General features: G+C 39.4%; 16 protein-coding genes and 1 pseudogene. 13 read left to right on the forward strand and 4 right to left on the reverse strand.

What is annotated here, in order from left to right; all coding sequences use genetic code 11:
* The first annotated feature begins 83 nt into the window (after positions 1-83).
* From ACZ5AE_RS07885 to ACZ5AE_RS07900, 4 genes are all read left to right on the forward strand, one after another.
* Positions 84-2,990 (forward strand): phage tail tape measure protein, encoded by a 2,907-nt coding sequence (locus tag ACZ5AE_RS07885; RefSeq protein ID WP_464571078.1) that lies wholly within the window; start codon positions 84-86, stop codon positions 2,988-2,990.
* Positions 2,990-3,814: a phage tail family protein gene (locus ACZ5AE_RS07890; RefSeq protein WP_464571080.1), complete on the forward strand. Its 825-nt coding sequence runs from the start codon at positions 2,990-2,992 to the stop codon at positions 3,812-3,814. Before ACZ5AE_RS07885 ends, ACZ5AE_RS07890 begins: the two co-directional genes overlap by 1 nt.
* Positions 3,815-3,829: 15 nt before the next feature.
* The gene (locus ACZ5AE_RS07895) at positions 3,830-6,322 is read left to right on the forward strand and encodes a GDSL-type esterase/lipase family protein (protein WP_464571082.1); all 2,493 of its coding nucleotides are present in this window, start codon (positions 3,830-3,832) and stop codon (positions 6,320-6,322) included.
* 109 nt (positions 6,323-6,431) lie between these two features.
* Complete coding sequence (locus ACZ5AE_RS07900) at positions 6,432-6,695, forward strand: hypothetical protein (protein ID WP_464571084.1); 264 nt, start codon at positions 6,432-6,434, stop codon at positions 6,693-6,695.
* Between the two features lie 14 nt (positions 6,696-6,709).
* On the opposite strand, the gene ACZ5AE_RS07905 is transcribed toward ACZ5AE_RS07900, so the two are convergent.
* Positions 6,710-6,928: a helix-turn-helix domain-containing protein gene (locus tag ACZ5AE_RS07905; protein ID WP_464573570.1), complete on the reverse strand. Its 219-nt coding sequence runs from the start codon at positions 6,926-6,928 to the stop codon at positions 6,710-6,712.
* A 120-nt stretch (positions 6,929-7,048) separates the two neighbouring features.
* Between ACZ5AE_RS07905 and xerA the strand changes: the two genes are divergently transcribed.
* Genes xerA through ACZ5AE_RS07935 form a run of 6 tightly spaced genes read left to right on the forward strand, consistent with a single transcriptional unit; the run spans position 7,049 to position 12,447 of the window.
* Positions 7,049-8,041 (forward strand): site-specific tyrosine recombinase/integron integrase, encoded by a 993-nt coding sequence (gene xerA / locus ACZ5AE_RS07910; RefSeq protein ID WP_464571086.1) that lies wholly within the window; start codon positions 7,049-7,051, stop codon positions 8,039-8,041.
* A 42-nt stretch (positions 8,042-8,083) separates the two neighbouring features.
* Positions 8,084-10,681: a phage tail spike protein gene (locus ACZ5AE_RS07915; RefSeq protein ID WP_464571088.1), complete on the forward strand. Its 2,598-nt coding sequence runs from the start codon at positions 8,084-8,086 to the stop codon at positions 10,679-10,681.
* Between the two features lie 8 nt (positions 10,682-10,689).
* Positions 10,690-10,989 carry a hypothetical protein gene (locus tag ACZ5AE_RS07920; RefSeq protein WP_464571090.1) on the forward strand — a complete coding sequence of 100 codons (300 nt, stop codon included), beginning with the start codon at positions 10,690-10,692 and terminating at the stop codon, positions 10,987-10,989.
* Positions 10,989-11,126: a hypothetical protein gene (locus ACZ5AE_RS07925; protein WP_464571092.1), complete on the forward strand. Its 138-nt coding sequence runs from the start codon at positions 10,989-10,991 to the stop codon at positions 11,124-11,126. Before ACZ5AE_RS07920 ends, ACZ5AE_RS07925 begins: the two co-directional genes overlap by 1 nt.
* Before the next feature lie 47 nt (positions 11,127-11,173).
* Entirely contained in the window at positions 11,174-11,539 is a 366-nt protein-coding gene (locus ACZ5AE_RS07930) for a phage holin family protein (RefSeq protein ID WP_464571094.1), read from the forward strand.
* Complete coding sequence (locus tag ACZ5AE_RS07935; protein ID WP_464571096.1) at positions 11,539-12,447, forward strand: GH25 family lysozyme; 909 nt, start codon at positions 11,539-11,541, stop codon at positions 12,445-12,447. Before ACZ5AE_RS07930 ends, ACZ5AE_RS07935 begins: the two co-directional genes overlap by 1 nt.
* Before the next feature lie 39 nt (positions 12,448-12,486).
* Here the strand turns inward: ACZ5AE_RS07935 and ACZ5AE_RS07940 are convergent, their stop codons facing one another.
* Together ACZ5AE_RS07940 and ACZ5AE_RS07945 are read right to left on the reverse strand one after the other, a co-directional pair.
* Positions 12,487-13,410, reverse strand: coding sequence for a hypothetical protein (locus ACZ5AE_RS07940; protein WP_464571098.1), 924 nt, complete (start codon positions 13,408-13,410; stop codon positions 12,487-12,489).
* A 145-nt stretch (positions 13,411-13,555) separates the two neighbouring features.
* Complete coding sequence (locus ACZ5AE_RS07945; RefSeq protein ID WP_464571100.1) at positions 13,556-13,801, reverse strand: hypothetical protein; 246 nt, start codon at positions 13,799-13,801, stop codon at positions 13,556-13,558.
* Between the two features lie 95 nt (positions 13,802-13,896).
* On the opposite strand from ACZ5AE_RS07945, the gene ACZ5AE_RS07950 reads away from it, so the two are divergent.
* The 3 genes from ACZ5AE_RS07950 to ACZ5AE_RS07960 all read left to right on the forward strand — a co-directional run bounded on the left by ACZ5AE_RS07950 (position 13,897) and on the right by ACZ5AE_RS07960 (position 15,238).
* Positions 13,897-14,058 (forward strand): hypothetical protein, encoded by a 162-nt coding sequence (locus ACZ5AE_RS07950; protein ID WP_464571102.1) that lies wholly within the window; start codon positions 13,897-13,899, stop codon positions 14,056-14,058.
* Positions 14,059-14,279: 221 nt separating this feature from the next.
* Positions 14,280-14,672 carry a hypothetical protein gene (locus ACZ5AE_RS07955; RefSeq protein ID WP_464571104.1) on the forward strand — a complete coding sequence of 131 codons (393 nt, stop codon included), beginning with the start codon at positions 14,280-14,282 and terminating at the stop codon, positions 14,670-14,672.
* A gap of 5 nt (positions 14,673-14,677) precedes the next feature.
* Positions 14,678-15,238: a hypothetical protein gene (locus ACZ5AE_RS07960; protein ID WP_464571106.1), complete on the forward strand. Its 561-nt coding sequence runs from the start codon at positions 14,678-14,680 to the stop codon at positions 15,236-15,238.
* A 174-nt stretch (positions 15,239-15,412) separates the two neighbouring features.
* Here the strand turns inward: ACZ5AE_RS07960 and ACZ5AE_RS07965 are convergent.
* Positions 15,413-15,934: pseudogene (locus ACZ5AE_RS07965) on the reverse strand (TRAP transporter large permease subunit); the annotation flags it as partial.
* Positions 15,935-15,984 lie beyond the last annotated feature (50 nt).

The raw sequence follows: 15,984 nt of genomic DNA on the forward strand, positions 1-15,984 counted from the left end.
TACTTCGGTAGAACGGATTTACGAGGGAAAAGCGGCTTTTGATTCCTGGAAGAATAGTCCTCTCTAAAAGGCAGGTGAGAAAAATGGCTAACAATAATTCAGAAGCAAGAGTGACCTTTAAAGTCTTTAACCAGGAGTTTAACAAAGGGATTAGCGAGATGAACTCTGCAAGCTCAAAGCTTCGTCAGGAATTTGCACTCCAAGAAGAGCAGATGAAGAATAGTGCATCGGAAACGGATAAACTGAAGGCGAAAATAGAGCACCTGCAAAAGGCACAAGAGATCGCAGCTCAAAAAGTGGCGGCTACACAAGCACAACTTCAAAGAGCAAAGGAAGTATTTGGAGAAAATTCGCAGGAAGTTGATAAGCTCCAAAGGCAATTATTAAACGCTCAAATAGCTGAACAGCGGCTAGCGAACCAAATCTCCGAAACCAATGATGAACTATCTGAACAATCCAATAGGGCCCAAAAGGCTGCTGATGCCTTATCAGAAACTGGCGAAAAAATGAAGGGCACCGGGGAGACCATGTCGACATCTGTTACGGCACCAATTGTAGCATTGGGAGCCGGAGCTATAATGGCTGCAAATGATGTTGAAAGTGCCAATGGTAAAATTCAAGCGGCACTTGGAGTTAGCGCCGATGAAGCTGAAAAATTAGGCGGTGTAGCGCAAGAACTTTGGAAAAAATCATTTGGTGAAAACATCCAAGAAGTTACCGACTCTCTAATAAAAGTAAAACAAAATATGGGCGACCTGGCAGATGAATCAACTATAAAAGAATTAACCAAAGATGCCTATGTTTTATCGGATGCCTTTGATGCTGATATTTCTGATTCAAGTAAAACTGCTGCAACAATGATGCGCACATTCGGAATTGATGGACAGCACGCTATGGATTTAATCACTGTCGGTTTTCAAAAAGGCGGAGACTATAGTGGTGAACTATTAGACACCTTGAACGAATATGCACCACAATTCCAACAATGGGGAATGAGTGCGGACCAGGCTTTAGCACTTCTAATCAGCGGGGCTCAAAACGGAGCTTTTTCACTAGATAAAGTCGGGGATGCTGCCAAAGAAAGCTTCCTTCAAATTTCAAACCCGAGTGACGATGTCTCCCAGGCATTAGAGGATTTAGGATTTGACGCTAAAACATTTTCTGAATCAGTAGCGGCTGGTGGGGAACAGGCGAATAATGCATTCGGGATGCTGGTGACAGCATTGGCTAATGTAGACGATGCCCGGCAAAGAACCTCATTAGGAACCCAGTTATTCGGTACACAGTGGGAAGATGTAAGCGGCAGGGTAGTCACTAGCTTAAGTAATAATGTAGACATTCTTGGTGAAGTAGACGGGGCAACCAAAAAGGCAGGAGAAGCTCTTAAAGATAATTTCGGTTCTAGGCTCCAAAGCACTCTTAGAGAATTAGGCGCTGCCCTTCAGCCATTAGGAGAAGCATTACTTGGATTCGCCGAAAAAGTATTGCCTCCATTAACAGCTGCAGCACAAAAATTAGCCGAATGGTTTAGTAATTTAAGCCCGGTAGGTCAAACTGTCGTCATTGCAATTGGGGCCGTCGCGGCAGCGATAGGACCTTTATTAATTTTTATTGGTAGTTTGGTCGGTGCTATAGGAGCGATCATTCCAGCTGTCGTAACGGCATGGGGATGGATTTCTAAACTTGGCCCGGTATTTACTGCTGTTCGGACTGCCTTAGCTGCCTTGACCGGTCCTATTGGTATTATCATTGCGATAATCGGAGTACTGGCCGTTATCATTTATAAAAACTGGGATGCCATTAAAGCTAAAACAATAGAGATTTGGGGAGCCATTAAGGATTGGTTTACTCAAACTTGGGCCTCAATAAAGGAAGGCTTAATATCTGCCTGGGGAGCAGTTTCACAATGGTTATCGGATATGTGGAACAATATAAAGCTTATAGCCGTAACAGCTTGGGAAGCCCTAAAAGCTGGTGTAATGGCTATCATTACGCCGTTTATAAATGGAATCACCAACATTTTTAATGGGATGAAAGAAGGATTAACTAACATTTGGGAAGGGTTGAAACTTTATTTCACTGGCATTTGGGATGTGATTAAAAATATATTCCTCGGCGCAATCCTCTTAATTGTTGACTTAGTTAAAGGTGATTTTGAGGGATTAAAGAATGATGCAATGGCCATTTTTGAAAATCTAAAGAATGCCTTTAATCAGATATGGGAAGGAATCAAACAGATATTTATCGGTGTTGGTCAAGCTATTGTCGGTTATGTTACTGCTGCATGGAACAATCTTAAAAGCACTACAATTGCCGTATTCAATGCGATAAAAGATGGCATTTCCACTGCGTGGACAAATGCAAAAAACTTTACAGTTAATCTAGTTCAATCGTTACTAACTAGCGCTATTCAAAAATTCCAAGATTTAAAAAATGGTATCGCAAGTAAAATGAGTGAAATTCCGGGTAAGATTAGAGAAATATGGGACGGGGCAAAAAGTTTTCTTTCTTCTATTGATTTAACATCGATAGGAAAGGACATTATCAAAGGTCTGCTAAACGGTATTACATCTATGGCATCTTCTCTTTACAATAAGGCAAAGGAAATAGCGGATGGAATCCAAAAGAAAATCCGAAAAGCATTAGACATCAATTCTCCTTCTCGAGTCATGATGGAAATCGGTGAATATACCGGCGAAGGACTTGCTGTAGGTCTTGAAAGAATGAAGAAAACTGTTGCTCAAGCCTCAGAATTATTGGCGCAGCATGCGGTACCAGAAATCAATACAGGAAAACCATTTGAGATGTTTGAACAAAAGTCGATCGCCGATGGATTGGAAGTAAGTTTATCCAATAACAGGCCGATGGAAATAACGGTTATCAGCCAATTAGACGGGTATGAAGTGGCACGAAATCAATATCAATATATCGATGGGATGATGAAGTCGGAAATTGATACAAAGTCGATATTGGGAGGGTTGAAAAAATAATGGAAAAGAGCCCATTCAACTTTAAAATCTTAAAAAAAGATGGGAATGTAATAGATTTACACGAAGATAAAAACATTTGGGTAAGCTCCTTTCGCATTCCTTCTCCCTCCCCTGAACATATGACAGAAACAGTAGACGGCAGACACGGATCCATTTATCTTGGCACAAGTCTAAGGGAAAGAATCATTCCATCTTCCATGATGATCGAAGCAGCTGACAGTGTGGAATTTGACTTTCTTAAGGATGAATTGAATCAAATTTTTAATCCCTTGGAAAAGTTTTATATCATCCGAGATATACAACCTTGGAAACGGCTAGAAGTATCAGTGGCAAGTGAGTTTAATGTGAACTATTTATCTCTTGAAGATGGAGAATTTGATATGGATTTTGTTATCCACTCATCATTTATTGAATCAGCTGAATCGACTTTGTCACTTTTGAATGCAGATACAATTTGGCAAATAGATCAATCGCCTGAGGATTTGGAATACATCCATACAACTACATCATTTCGAATTTACAATGACGGCCATGTTCCGGTTAACCCCCGGGAGCAACCTTTGCTAATCACATTTAAGGGTGCATCCAATAATCTTACTATAAAAAACCTTACTACTGGTGACGTATGGAATTATACTGGCACCAGCAATCCATCTGACACCATTGAATTGAATGGTCTCAGGGCTGTCAAAAACGGGTTGTCTATTTTTCGCGATACTAACCATAAACTAATCAGCCTTGCACCAGGTCTCAATGACTTTGAATTGACGGGGGCAATAGACCCTTTTGAAATAAGCTTTGATTTCCGTTTTTATTATTTGTAAGCGAGGTGAGTAAACTTGCAGGTTCAGAATAAACAAACGATAACCATCGATTTGAAAAAAAGCTCAATCATTCAGCTGCCAAAGTTTATTCAAAATGATACCAATGTCGTTGATATTATTGTTAAAGAGAATGACCAGAACGCAGACCTTAGTAATATTACCCGTATAGTAGTAAATTATAAAAGGCCAGATCATGTGGTTATATCTCGTCTTGTAACAGCTACAGGGAGCACGGTAACGTATGAAATAGGTACAGAGGAAATGCAAAAAGCCGGTTCTGGGGAAATTGAAATCCAGTTTTTTGAGAATGAAAAAAGAATTTCCACTAAACGTTTTAAAGTTGTTATGGTGGAATCGATTGGAACAGACAAGATTTATGAAGGAACTAGTCTTACTCTCCTTCAGGAGTTATTTGTGGAAGTTTCCGACGTAAAAGCATCAGGTGACTATGCCAAGGATCAAGGGGACTACGCTAAAGCCCAGGGAGACTCAGCAAAAACAAACTGGCTCGCTCCTGTGGCCAATTATGCAGCTATCGCAACTACCTATTCTGCTCCAAAAATTGGGGATACAGTACAGTGTTTAGACAACGGATATGTATACCGATATAGCGGCTCTCAGTGGGTGTATACACAGGGATATTCGGCCACGGCAATAGCTGATGTTAATGCGAAGTTGGCGGAAAAAGCGGATAAAACACTTATTGATAATATAGGTAACGGCTCTCCCAAAGGTGTCTATGCAACCTTGTCGGCACTTCAAACAGCATTCCCTACCGGAACAACAGGAGTTTATCTAGTTACTGCCGATGGTAAGTGGTATTACTGGAATGGTTCAGCATGGACAGCAGGGGGAACATATCAGAGTACAGGGATTGCAGACAGTTCTATTGTTCCTTTTAAAACAACGTTCTTTGAAATAGGAAAAAACCGATATAGCAACCTTGATGGTAATATTCAAGGTGGACGCTATATCGCAGATGGCACATATGTTGTTGATGCAAACTATTCCACAACTGGTTATATTGCATCTACACCAAATGAAGAAATCAGAATATCAGCAAACAAACAATCGGATAATACCCGAGCAGAAGTTCTTCCATACAGCGTTACAGTTTATGACCAAAATAAAACTCGTCTCTCCACAACTTTATATAACAATACAACAGCATTCAAAACAGTTCCAGCAGGGGCTTATTTTATCCGAATCAGTTATAAAGTGGTGTCTGGATATAAACAAGAAACCTTGCAAGTTGAAGGTGGAACAAACATAACTAGTTTTGAAGAATATAAGGAAATTATTAAAGACAAAAACCTTCCTGAAATATCAAGGGTTAAAAGTAATTCTATCACTGAAAGCATGTTGCAAAACGGAAGTGTCACGCCTTATAAAACTTCTATTTTTGTGGCGAGTAAAAACCGTTTTAATATAAATGATCCTGATGTCATTGTAGGTCGTTATGCAAGTAATGGTTCATATGTTAATGACAGTAACTATAAATTAACAGGGTATATTGCTGTTATACCGAGTGAAGAACTAAGAATTTCATCTTTGTTGCTTAGTACAGCAGCTACTACAGAAGTCTTGCCATATTCTGTCATGTACCTTGATATAAATAAAGCAGTCATAAGTATCGAAGCCTTTAATAATACTACTGCCTTTAGAATCGTTCCAGTAAACTGCTATTATATTAGAATTTCTGTAAGAACCGATGCCTACGGTTATAGTTTTGATAAATTGCAGGTTGAAAGTGGCAATGTAATTACTGATTATGATACTTTCTATCCGAAAATTAAAAAAGAATATTTAAGAGTTGGAACTGAAAGTATTGTTAAAGGTTCTGTAGATAAGAGCAAATTCGCTTCAGATTCTAACCCATTGGCAGCTAAAACACTGTTAAACTTTGGTGATAGCATAGCTGCTGGCGATGGAACGAATCTTGATGGTGCAGGAAATAAAGGATATGCCCAAATAATTTCATCATCAAATGGAATGATTTTAAAAAATTATGCCAAAGGTGGAGCGACGATTGCGGCTGGAGTAAACTCCATTGTGGATCAGGTTAATTTAGCAGTATCAAATGGCGAAAAACCTGATTACATTTTATTTGATGGTGGCACCAATGATGGAGCTACTAATGGGGCAATAACAGATGGGTATGATGGTGTAACATTAGACACTTCAACATTCTGCGGAGCCTTTGAATACATTTGCAAAACGCTAATTACCAACTTCTTAGGTTGTAAAATCCTCTATATTCGTGTGCATAAGATGTCATCACGAGGAGTAGATACAGAGGCTAGACACGACTTAGCATTGCAAATATGCGAAAAGTGGAGTATTCCTTACGTTAATATGTTCAAAGAAGGTGGGTTGAACACCAAATTAGAGGCACATAGAATCGCATATGCTCAAGACGGTGTAAACGGTGGAGCAACACATCCGACAGAAGATGGCTATCGTAAGTATTATGTACCAAGAATTGAAGCTAAAATGAAAGCAATTTAATGCGCTATCGGAAGAAATTTAGACGTAACTGAATTAAAAAATAATGGTGTATTATTACACTCTTGGGGGCTGATTTCAGCCCTATTTTTTATGGAAAGGAGGATGAAAAATGAAACCAATTTTAATGAGCAGTGAGAACGCTGAAGGATTCAAACTTGAGGAATTGTTAGCTCAAGTAAAAAAAGAGGTATCCGAAAAAATTAATAAGATTATTAATGATCCGTCTCCTCAAGCACAGTTAGTAGTAAAAAATAACTTAGCGATTATCGAACACTTAGGAGCAGCTGAAGCATTACAATGCGCTTCTTACATTGTTATTGATGCAATGAGACCTAATGAAGGTCCTTTAGGCAATCCTCGTATAGGAAAATAAAAAAACCCGGCTGCTTAACAGTCGGGTTCGTCTTTTTCTAGGACGAGTATCTCTCCAGGTGTTACTTTTAAGTATGCGCAAAGCTTGGCAAGTAATTCTCGGGGATAAGTCTTATTTTCGTCATTATACATCTGCCGAACAGACTCATAACGGTAGCCAATATCCTTTGATAATTTATGAACAGAAATACCTCTTTCATCAATAATAGGCTGCAAGTTTGATTTCACTTTAATCAAATAAATCCCTCCTAAATTAATTATACACGAAATTCGTGTAATAAGTCCTATTTACTCGAAAATAGTGTAATGATACTATCTAATTACACGAAAAACGAGTAATGAGGAGAGGGAAACTTGATAAACGATACAGCTCGTCTTGCCAATGATTTATTAGTTATAGTTAGCACGCTTGCTCCTGATGTGGATATGCAAATACTGCCGGTACGTTTGGAAGAGGTCCTTAGTAATTACATGATTCAAAGAAAATCAGAAAAAGATATCGAAAATGATTTGCAGGAAAAACTTGAAGTGTTTATGTCAGCAAGGAAAATTGAAGGGCTTTCAAATAAAACAATTGAAGGCTATAAAATCGAACTGGGAATGTTTGCGAAATACGTCAATAAGGCTGTTGTCCAGATTAACACATCAGACATTCGAAAGTATTTAGCCCATAATAAGTCTTGGCAGATTGGGACAGTTGACCGTAAATTGTCTGTTATCAAAACCTTTTTCGGATGGCTGGTTAAAGAGGAAATGTTATTGCGTGATCCAAGCGCTAAAATAAATGCGCCGAAAAAGCCGAAACGATTGCCGAAAAGCTTATCTATCGAGGAGCTGGAAATCGTTAGAGAATCGTGTGAGTCATTACGCGAAAGGGCATTAATTGAAGTTTTATATGCTACCGGCTGCCGTCTCGGTGAAATCATGAATATGAAAATTAACGATGTAAATATTCAGGAAATGCGCTTGCGGGTAATTGGTAAGGGTGACAAAGAGAGAATCGTTTACCTATCATTTAAGGCCTTGCACCATTTGCGAAAATATCTAAAAAGCCGTAATGATGATTGCGAATATTTATTTGTTACGGATCGTAAGCCTGCCCGTCAGATGGCAAATAGAACCATAGAGAGAATAGTGGATAAGATTGCTGAAAGAGCTAAAATCTCGAAGAAGTTGACGCCACATGTTTTCAGGCATACCAAGGCGACGCTCATGATGGAAAACGGGGCTGACCTGGCAGATGTTCAGCAAATCCTAGGACATGAAAATCCTAACACTACCCTTGTATACGCCCATGTATCTGAGGAACGCAAACAACAGGCGCATAAACGATACCACGTTCAATAGAGTCCTTCCAGGGCTCTTTTTTATTTGGAAGGCGGTGAAAACTTGATTATTACAGACATAGTTGGTAATACGGAATACTTGTCCGGCTTAAAAAGTATTAAAAGGTTTCGAAGCGTCAGCGGAGAAAAAACGCTGGCTTTTTTAGTGCTGCCGACTGAACAGAATAGCCATTCTTTCGATATGGTCCAGGAAGAGAGCGTTGTGGAGTTTAAAGGCGAGGAATATCGAATCAAGCAAATGAATGAAAAAAACAGGGGCCAGACATTTTATAAAGAAGTTGTGGCCATCCACACGTTTTTTGATTTAATCGATGATTTCCAATACGACTTACACAATGGATCCATGACGTTTGATGCTGCACTTAATTTTGTTTTAGGCGGCACCGGATATACCTGGAATGTGCTCGACACTTTTTACGCCCAGGACTTTCAAAACTTCGGGAATGGCAACCGGCTTTCATTATTTCAGGAGATTTTAAACCGTTATAGTGCAGAGTTCACTCTAAACGGCACTTACCTGACCTTTAGGAGAAAAATAGGTAATGCTACGGATTTTCAATTCCGGTATAGATACAATATTAAGACAATCAATCGGTCGGTTAATACGAACAATTTAAGCACATATATAAAAGGCTACGGCAAAAAAAATGAGGACGGCAGCTACGTTGTCAAATCGGAGTATACTTCTCCCAATGCCTCTATTTTTGGTATTCGTCATGCTAAGCCGGTGAGTGACGAAAAATATACAACATTGGACGGCTTAAATGAACGATTAGTGGCTGAGCTTAAAGATACTCCTGAAGTGTCTATAACGCTTGATTTCGTGGATTTACGGAAGGCGGGCTATCCTTATGATGTGCCGAATGAAGGTGACGATGTCTTCCTCATCTACGAGCCGATGAAACTGGATTTAGAAACGCGGATCATCGACATTACCGAAGAGTTTACCGAGTTTAATGATTATCCAATCAAAACGGATGTAACCCTGGCAAACTATCGAAATAACATGGTTGACCAGTTTGTGGAGTTTTCTCGGACACAAAAGACCGTGAGTGACATTGTGGAAGGGAATAAGAAACTACCTTACAGTGTTGTTGATGATGCGATTCTACGAGCAACAGAAGCTCTTCAATCAGCACAGACCGAACTTGAATTTAACAATGGCATCATTGCCAGGTCAAAAGATGACCCGAACAAACTCGTTTTATTTAACAGCGCTGGCGTTGGTGTCAGTGTGGACGGCGGCGCTACGTTTAGGCAAGCGATGACAGCTGAGGGATTTGTAGCTGACTTGATTACAGTTGGAACGATGCTTTTTGACCGATTGCAGGGCGGTTCATTAAAGCTTGGTCAAGCGTATCAAAACGGGGTTCTAGAGGTCTATGCTGATAAAGATAGTGATGGAATCTTAGACGTTATCGGCCGAATAGATACTGATGGTGCTTATTTTCCTTTAATGTCTGCAGATAACATCAGGGGAAACGTGGAAAATGCATATCAAGGTCCCGGCGGTAATTATTATTTTGATTTCGTCAACGGAAATGACAGCAATCACGGATTGAACTGGACATTCCCTAAGAAAAATCCTGTTGCATTTATTGATTCTATTCCAAAAAATTTAAACGGTTATTATATCGGAATAAATGTTAAAGGCGATATTTATGGAGGAATAAAATTAGAAGGCTTTCATAACGGCAGTATGTTTGTTGCTGCAGCAGGTGACATACGACCTAAAATATTCGGAAGAAATATTATTAACCGTTGTAATAGAGGGATGTTTCAATTTATCGGTTTTGATATGCACGGAGATAGTTCGACGGGCGGTAATCCAGTATGTGCTGCGTATGATTCTGACTATGCTTTTTTTTATGACTGTAAAGTTTACGGTAATAATGCCGCAAGTCACGCGTTTTGGTATGACCATTCATCAGGAATTGTCCAATCCTGCCAAGCGTATGGGATAACAGATAGAGGTTTATATGCCACAAAATTAAGCAGGGTAGAAATGTCTTTTTGTAAAGGTGATGTACCGGTTGCGGTGCTTGCTGAGGCTGGGGCTATTGTTGTAGCGTATCATTCAAGATGGGCCGGTTCTGTTGTTACCTGGAATAGCGGATATATTCAGGGCCAATGGAATGATCCACCTGATTATGGAGAGTCAGCACCGCCACCGCCACCACCTGCAACCGAACAAACTTTTTCTATCGCACCATCAACAGGTGATAACTGGTCAACATCTGGTTATTGGACAAATGATGAGGTTAAGCAGGGTAACTGGGGATACGGAGATCGCTATGGATTATGGTATGTTGATTTATCAGCGGTTAAAGGTAAGCAGATTGTTTCTGCTACTATTACAGTTTACCGAGCAGCAGGAGGTAACTCAGGTGGTCGTAATATTCACTTTAGGACCCACCGGTATACTTCCAGAGCAAGCAGACCCGGAGGAGCTCCGGCGATGTCAGGCGAGTATGTACGGGGCACAATCGCCGTAGGCCAGACTGTAACTTTTGATATTACAGATATGATTCAAAACAATATCGCAAACGGCATTGATACCAGTATCGGTGTATATACGACCGGTAGCACCGATTACATGTCTTTAGGTACCACACCGACAATCAATATTCGATACAAGTAGGTGAAAAGATGAAAGTAGCAATCTATAAAAAGGACGGTACCTATGCAACCGTCCTTGAAGGAATTAATAATCCAAAATTAACTGATACCCAATTAACCTTTGACAATGGCAGTATTTCCGGTTTTGACCAAAAACATGTTTTGTTAGATAACGAGACAGAAATACCGGCCACAATAGAGGAAGCAAGGACCTTAGACCAAAGGGAGAAGTACAAGGTTGAAAAAGTAGATCATATTGCCGAGTTAAAAGTCCGGCAAGACCTCATGCAACAAGCTATAGACGACTTAATTCTTGGAGGTATGATGTGATGGCGGCATACATGGGGCAAAGAATCATTGATGGAGCTTACACCTATGATTATGTGATTTCTAAGCGCCCAGACCTGAAAGAGGGCATTGACGCTTATTTAATTTCTCAAGGTAGAGAAGATTTAATAACACAGTAAAGAGCCTGAATTCGGGCTCTTTTTATTTTGAACAGGGACGGTGTGAGATGGAATTACATTTACTTGATTTATTGCCGAAATTAATTAAGTCTATGATTGTTTTTTATTTCCTAGTCAAAGTTTTAGACTTTATATCAGGCTTACTTAAAACATGGAAAGGTGTTTCTCCTTATCAATCACGGGTTATGCGTGATGGTATTATTCGCTGGATCGGAGAGCTTGTGGGAATTGTTTTTGTATTAGGTTTAGATATTATTCTTGGTCTAAATTTTTACCTAACGGGCTTTACTTTAGGACTATTCATTTACAAAGAAGGCGGCAGCATCACGGAGAATTTAAGGGCAATCAAAGTAGAGCTACCAAGTGAAGTTACTGAGAAATTAAAAAGCTTTGATAAAGGAGAGGGTAAATAATGGCTAAACTCCTTGATATTTCACACCACCAACAACCGGAAAAGATTAATTATGACGCTCTAGCAAAAGAAGTAGACCTAGTTATCATTCGGACCCAATACGGTTCTAAAACGGTGGATAAGCATTACCAAACCCATCATGCAGAATTCAAGAAACGCGGCGTACCTACGAACGCTTACGCATGGGTCAGGGGCGTTAGTAATGCTGATATGGAAGTGGAAGCAACCGACTTCTATAATCGCACGAAAGACCTTAATCCAGAGGTTTGGTGGCTCGATGTAGAGGAAAGGACCATGAACGACATGCGCGGCGGCGTGTCGGCTTATATCCGGAAACTGAGAGAGCTGGGCGCGCGAAAAGTCGGTGTGTATATTGCCCACCATCTCTATAAGTCTTTTAATCTTGATTTATCGGAAGCGGATGCCGTTTGGATCCCACGTTATGGTACCAATAACGGAGAACCACAAGTAAAGCCAGACTTTTCTTGTGATATTTGGCAGTATACCAGCGTTGGCCGTTTGCCTGGCTATGATGGCAATTTGGATGTAAATACGATTATCAGCGATAAGCCTCTTGAGTGGTTTACAGGTGGTTCTATAAAAGTTGAGGTAGTTACAGAAGTCAAAGCCGTACAGGAACCAAAGCAAAAACCACAACCGGTACAAACAAAACCTAATATGGATTCAATCGTACCTTATCCGGGCCGAGTATTTTATTATGAAAAGGGAAAGCCTCTTATGACAGGGAAGGACGTTGAAAGAATCCAACGAGCATCAGGAATGCTGGAAAGTGAAGTAGACGGGAAATTCGGTAAGATAACAGATAGATATGTGAGGTCCTATCAATCACGCCATGGATTAGAAGTTGATGGCCGTGTTGGCCCGATCACCTGGGCAAGAATGTTTTAAAGCGAAAAGCCCCTTCTCGCTTGAGAGGGGGCTTATCAACTATTGAGCAATTTTTGCACGTGAAATTTTTAGATATTGTCCGTTCTTAACATTTACGCTATAACGACCATTAAAATTCTCGTTATCTACGATATCACTCTTACCAACTGGACCGGCCATGACAGCGACATAACCTTCTCCATAACTCTCAATAACATATTGACCTGGTTGTATGTCTACTCCTACTTTATACCATCCAGAGTCTTTATAGTTCTCCACCTTATTTAAAGTTTCATATATTTGTTTTGCACTGTTTACTCCTAACGTCCCAAATGCATTGATATTTATCAAAACCCCTCGAGTCTCTAAGTTTCCTGCATCATGGACGTAAACATATCCAAAACTATCAAAGTTTTCATTATCTATAATATTTCCACCAGGATCCTTTTCAGCGTAATACTGGCCGCCTCCAGGGAATGTAATAAATGCATATTCACCAGCTGGAATGTCTCCTTTAATATATGAGCCGGCATCAAATGCCTGTTTGGCACCAATTAACCCGGATATGCTTTCAAGCATTTTTTGTTGCGGAGTTTTTTTAGCTTCCTCTTCAGCTTTCTTTTTAGCAGCAGCTTCTTCTTGTGCTTTCTTTTTAGCTGCTTCAGCCTCAGCCTTTTTCTTTGCATCAGCCTCGGCTTTTGCCTTCTTCTGTTCGTCTTCCTTCTTTTTATCTTCTTCTGCAGCCTTTTGTTTTGTTGAATCGTCAGTTTTATTTTCCGATTTTACCGTTGTACTAGCTGTTGTACTAGATGGTTCTTTAGCATCCGGCGAAACGGATACACCTATAATCATTAAAATAAAGCATCCAGCAGCATAAAGCATTCTCTTTTTGCCTTTTCCTGTCTTTCTAATGGCACCAACAATGGCCATCACGAATAAAACAATAAAACCTAAAAAACCAACTACAGTAAGAAACGTACCCACTTTCAAATTTCCCCCTTATTTTTCTATTCGAGTAGAATTATATCATGTGTACGTCCAAATATTTGGGGAAGTTTCAAAAAGTTTACAAATTTGTGTACAATTTAAGTCAGTTTCACCAAAAATGGCAAATCTATTTTGCAATTTGTTAAAAGGGACAGTTATCATTCATGGCGATATTCCACTCTTCTAGTTCCAATTCCTCCACCAGATGCGTAATGTCTTCACCATTTATAATCACTTTTTCTAATTTAGCATGATAAGACATTTCTATCCTAATTTGCTTCCACCATTCCAGCGCGACCTTCTCGGGCTTCTTGCCTCTAAGTGGGAATGTGCCTATTTGCGATATCTTTGAATCTGCTATGTAGTGAATTTCGATGGTTACGTTCATTTGTCCCATTCCTTTAAAAAATTATTAGTACAAACATATCATAAATCGGTCATCGCGGTCATACCTTTTAATAAGACAAAGAGGAGGTGGTCCAGATGAGCAAAAACAAAATCCGAAAAACCATTTCATTAAACATTACGAATGAAAAGGATATCCCACTTATTGAACGTATTGAGAGTGTACCAAATTTTAATGATTACATTAAGCGGTTAATCGAGAAAGACATAAAGTCTAGAAAAATTATTGTTAACAAATGACGTTAACCTCCCTCAAGACGATGAGGGGCGAGCTAGGGGAGGATGACCGGGGCCAATAATATTATCTTTCAATATTTAAATAAGGGATACCTAATAAATCAAGGATTCTTAATATACACAATCCTCCTCCCCACCAATAAATTTATGGAATTTTGGAATTCTGGAATTCTGTCACTAGGATATCAACTATTTCTCACCAAATCGAAAGGAGGTGAGAAGAAGTGAGTGCATTAACCCCAATGTTTCAAAAAACAAAATTGTTTACACTGGATGATCACAATAAGTCGGTGGAGCGAAAAAAACGCAGTGATAAGAAAAATCAAATAAAGGTCCCTGTTACTGAAGAAGAAAAAATCAGAATTGGAAGGATGAGTCTCCAGAATGGGCATAAAGGAGAAATTGATTCATTCCTATCCGAAGTTTTTTCAGCAGCAACAGAAAGACCTTATGTATCCTATTGTAAACCAATTCCATACAAAGACACAGGGAATTATGCATCAACTAAGGTAAAAAGAGAAGTTTACGATAAGATTGTGGAATTAAAAGTTGAGTGGGGATTACGCAGCATTAAACAGGCTGCACATAGGATTTTGCACAATGAATTAATGGAGTGATTGGTGTGACTAAGGTTAAATACAGTAAATATGACCTGATCAACCAGGAATTAATGGCACTTGAAGAAAAAAGTCTCTTTGGGCGAGTTATTAATGCATTTTTAAAGGACAAAAGATTAATATTTGAAATCATGGTCCCTAACGATCTATATTTTAGGGCTGATGTGTTGTGCGATGATATCTTGCAAAAAAGAAGTATTGATAAAGAATATACACAATCGGAATTAGCGCAGCATGTCTTTTTAGATTTCTTAGATGAAGTACGGAATCACGATGGAAATGTCGGGGCTATTTATACGAGAATAGATGTAAGAAAGCAGGAGCTGCCATTAGTAAATGACCGTCCAATTGTTCCATCTAGGAGCCAAACAAAGTTACTCGTTAAAATTGAAAGGGAGGATGTACTACGGGCAGAGGTATTGCTACAGGATTTAGCCTTCTTTAAGCCAAATCATGGCATTGATGTGGAAAAGCTTATCGAAATCGTATATTTAGATTTTTTGCTTGAATACTCCAAAGGCCGAAGAAAAAACGTGATTAAGGAAATTTTAATGTATATTGATTAAGGAGGGTAAAAATTAATGATTGTCGACTGGGAATCATTTCAATATGGTTGTTTAGCAGGATGGTTAATTGTTGAAATTTATAAACAAATAAAAGTAAATTATAAGTAAACTTCTTAACCTACCTCATTATTAACCTCTAAAACTCTTCAATTATTAAACTCCTTTGTTGACATTCGCTACGCCTAGCGCTGGCAAGCCTGCTCTAATCGCTACTGGAAGGAGAACTGCACCAAGCAGGGCTACTGCAGGGGAAGGCCAAAAGAACCAGGAAATGACCATCATTAAAACCCCAATTGTCCAGTATGCTAATGCTGGGTTGCGAATCAGCTTTCGAAAAGGTGAAATCATTACATCATTGATCCCTGTTGTGGTTAACGTATGGCTCATCGCCACAATAATGGAGATGACAAGGATGGTGGACAATAATTCTGTTATCGCATAAGCGAAACTATTAAAAATACTGCTTATCGCATGACTTAAACTGCCTGTGGCGATAAGACCAATTAAGAAAATACCGGCAATACAGACAATCGTCGTGTCTCGTCTCATGACCATAAAACCAATAATCAGTGCTATAAAGACGACATATATCCAATGAAGAGCAGTGAGCTCCACGAGCATAAAATTAACCCCCTTTCTTTCATCCATGGACCTTTTATAATAGGTTTCTGCCCGGCTGGATGTAATACAGAATATGAAATTGCTTAAAAGAGGTGAGCGGGAGGAAAAACAATATTTTTAACCGT

This window comes from Neobacillus sp. S1227 (genome assembly GCF_055385255.1).

What these genes read in the sequence shown, in the direction of transcription:
- ACZ5AE_RS07890 (WP_464571080.1), top strand. Translation starts at nt 2,990, where the DNA reads ATGGAAAAGAGCCCATTCAACTTTAAAATCTTAAAAAAAGATGGGAAT.
- ACZ5AE_RS07885 (WP_464571078.1), top strand. Translation starts at nt 84, where the DNA reads ATGGCTAACAATAATTCAGAAGCAAGAGTGACCTTTAAAGTCTTTAAC.
- ACZ5AE_RS07935 (WP_464571096.1), top strand. Translation starts at nt 11,539, where the DNA reads ATGGCTAAACTCCTTGATATTTCACACCACCAACAACCGGAAAAGATT.
- ACZ5AE_RS07925 (WP_464571092.1), top strand. Translation starts at nt 10,989, where the DNA reads ATGGCGGCATACATGGGGCAAAGAATCATTGATGGAGCTTACACCTAT.
- ACZ5AE_RS07945 (WP_464571100.1), bottom strand. Translation starts at nt 13,801, where the DNA reads ATGAACGTAACCATCGAAATTCACTACATAGCAGATTCAAAGATATCG.
- ACZ5AE_RS07920 (WP_464571090.1), top strand. Translation starts at nt 10,690, where the DNA reads ATGAAAGTAGCAATCTATAAAAAGGACGGTACCTATGCAACCGTCCTT.
- ACZ5AE_RS07930 (WP_464571094.1), top strand. Translation starts at nt 11,174, where the DNA reads ATGGAATTACATTTACTTGATTTATTGCCGAAATTAATTAAGTCTATG.
- ACZ5AE_RS07950 (WP_464571102.1), top strand. Translation starts at nt 13,897, where the DNA reads ATGAGCAAAAACAAAATCCGAAAAACCATTTCATTAAACATTACGAAT.
- ACZ5AE_RS07900 (WP_464571084.1), top strand. Translation starts at nt 6,432, where the DNA reads ATGAAACCAATTTTAATGAGCAGTGAGAACGCTGAAGGATTCAAACTT.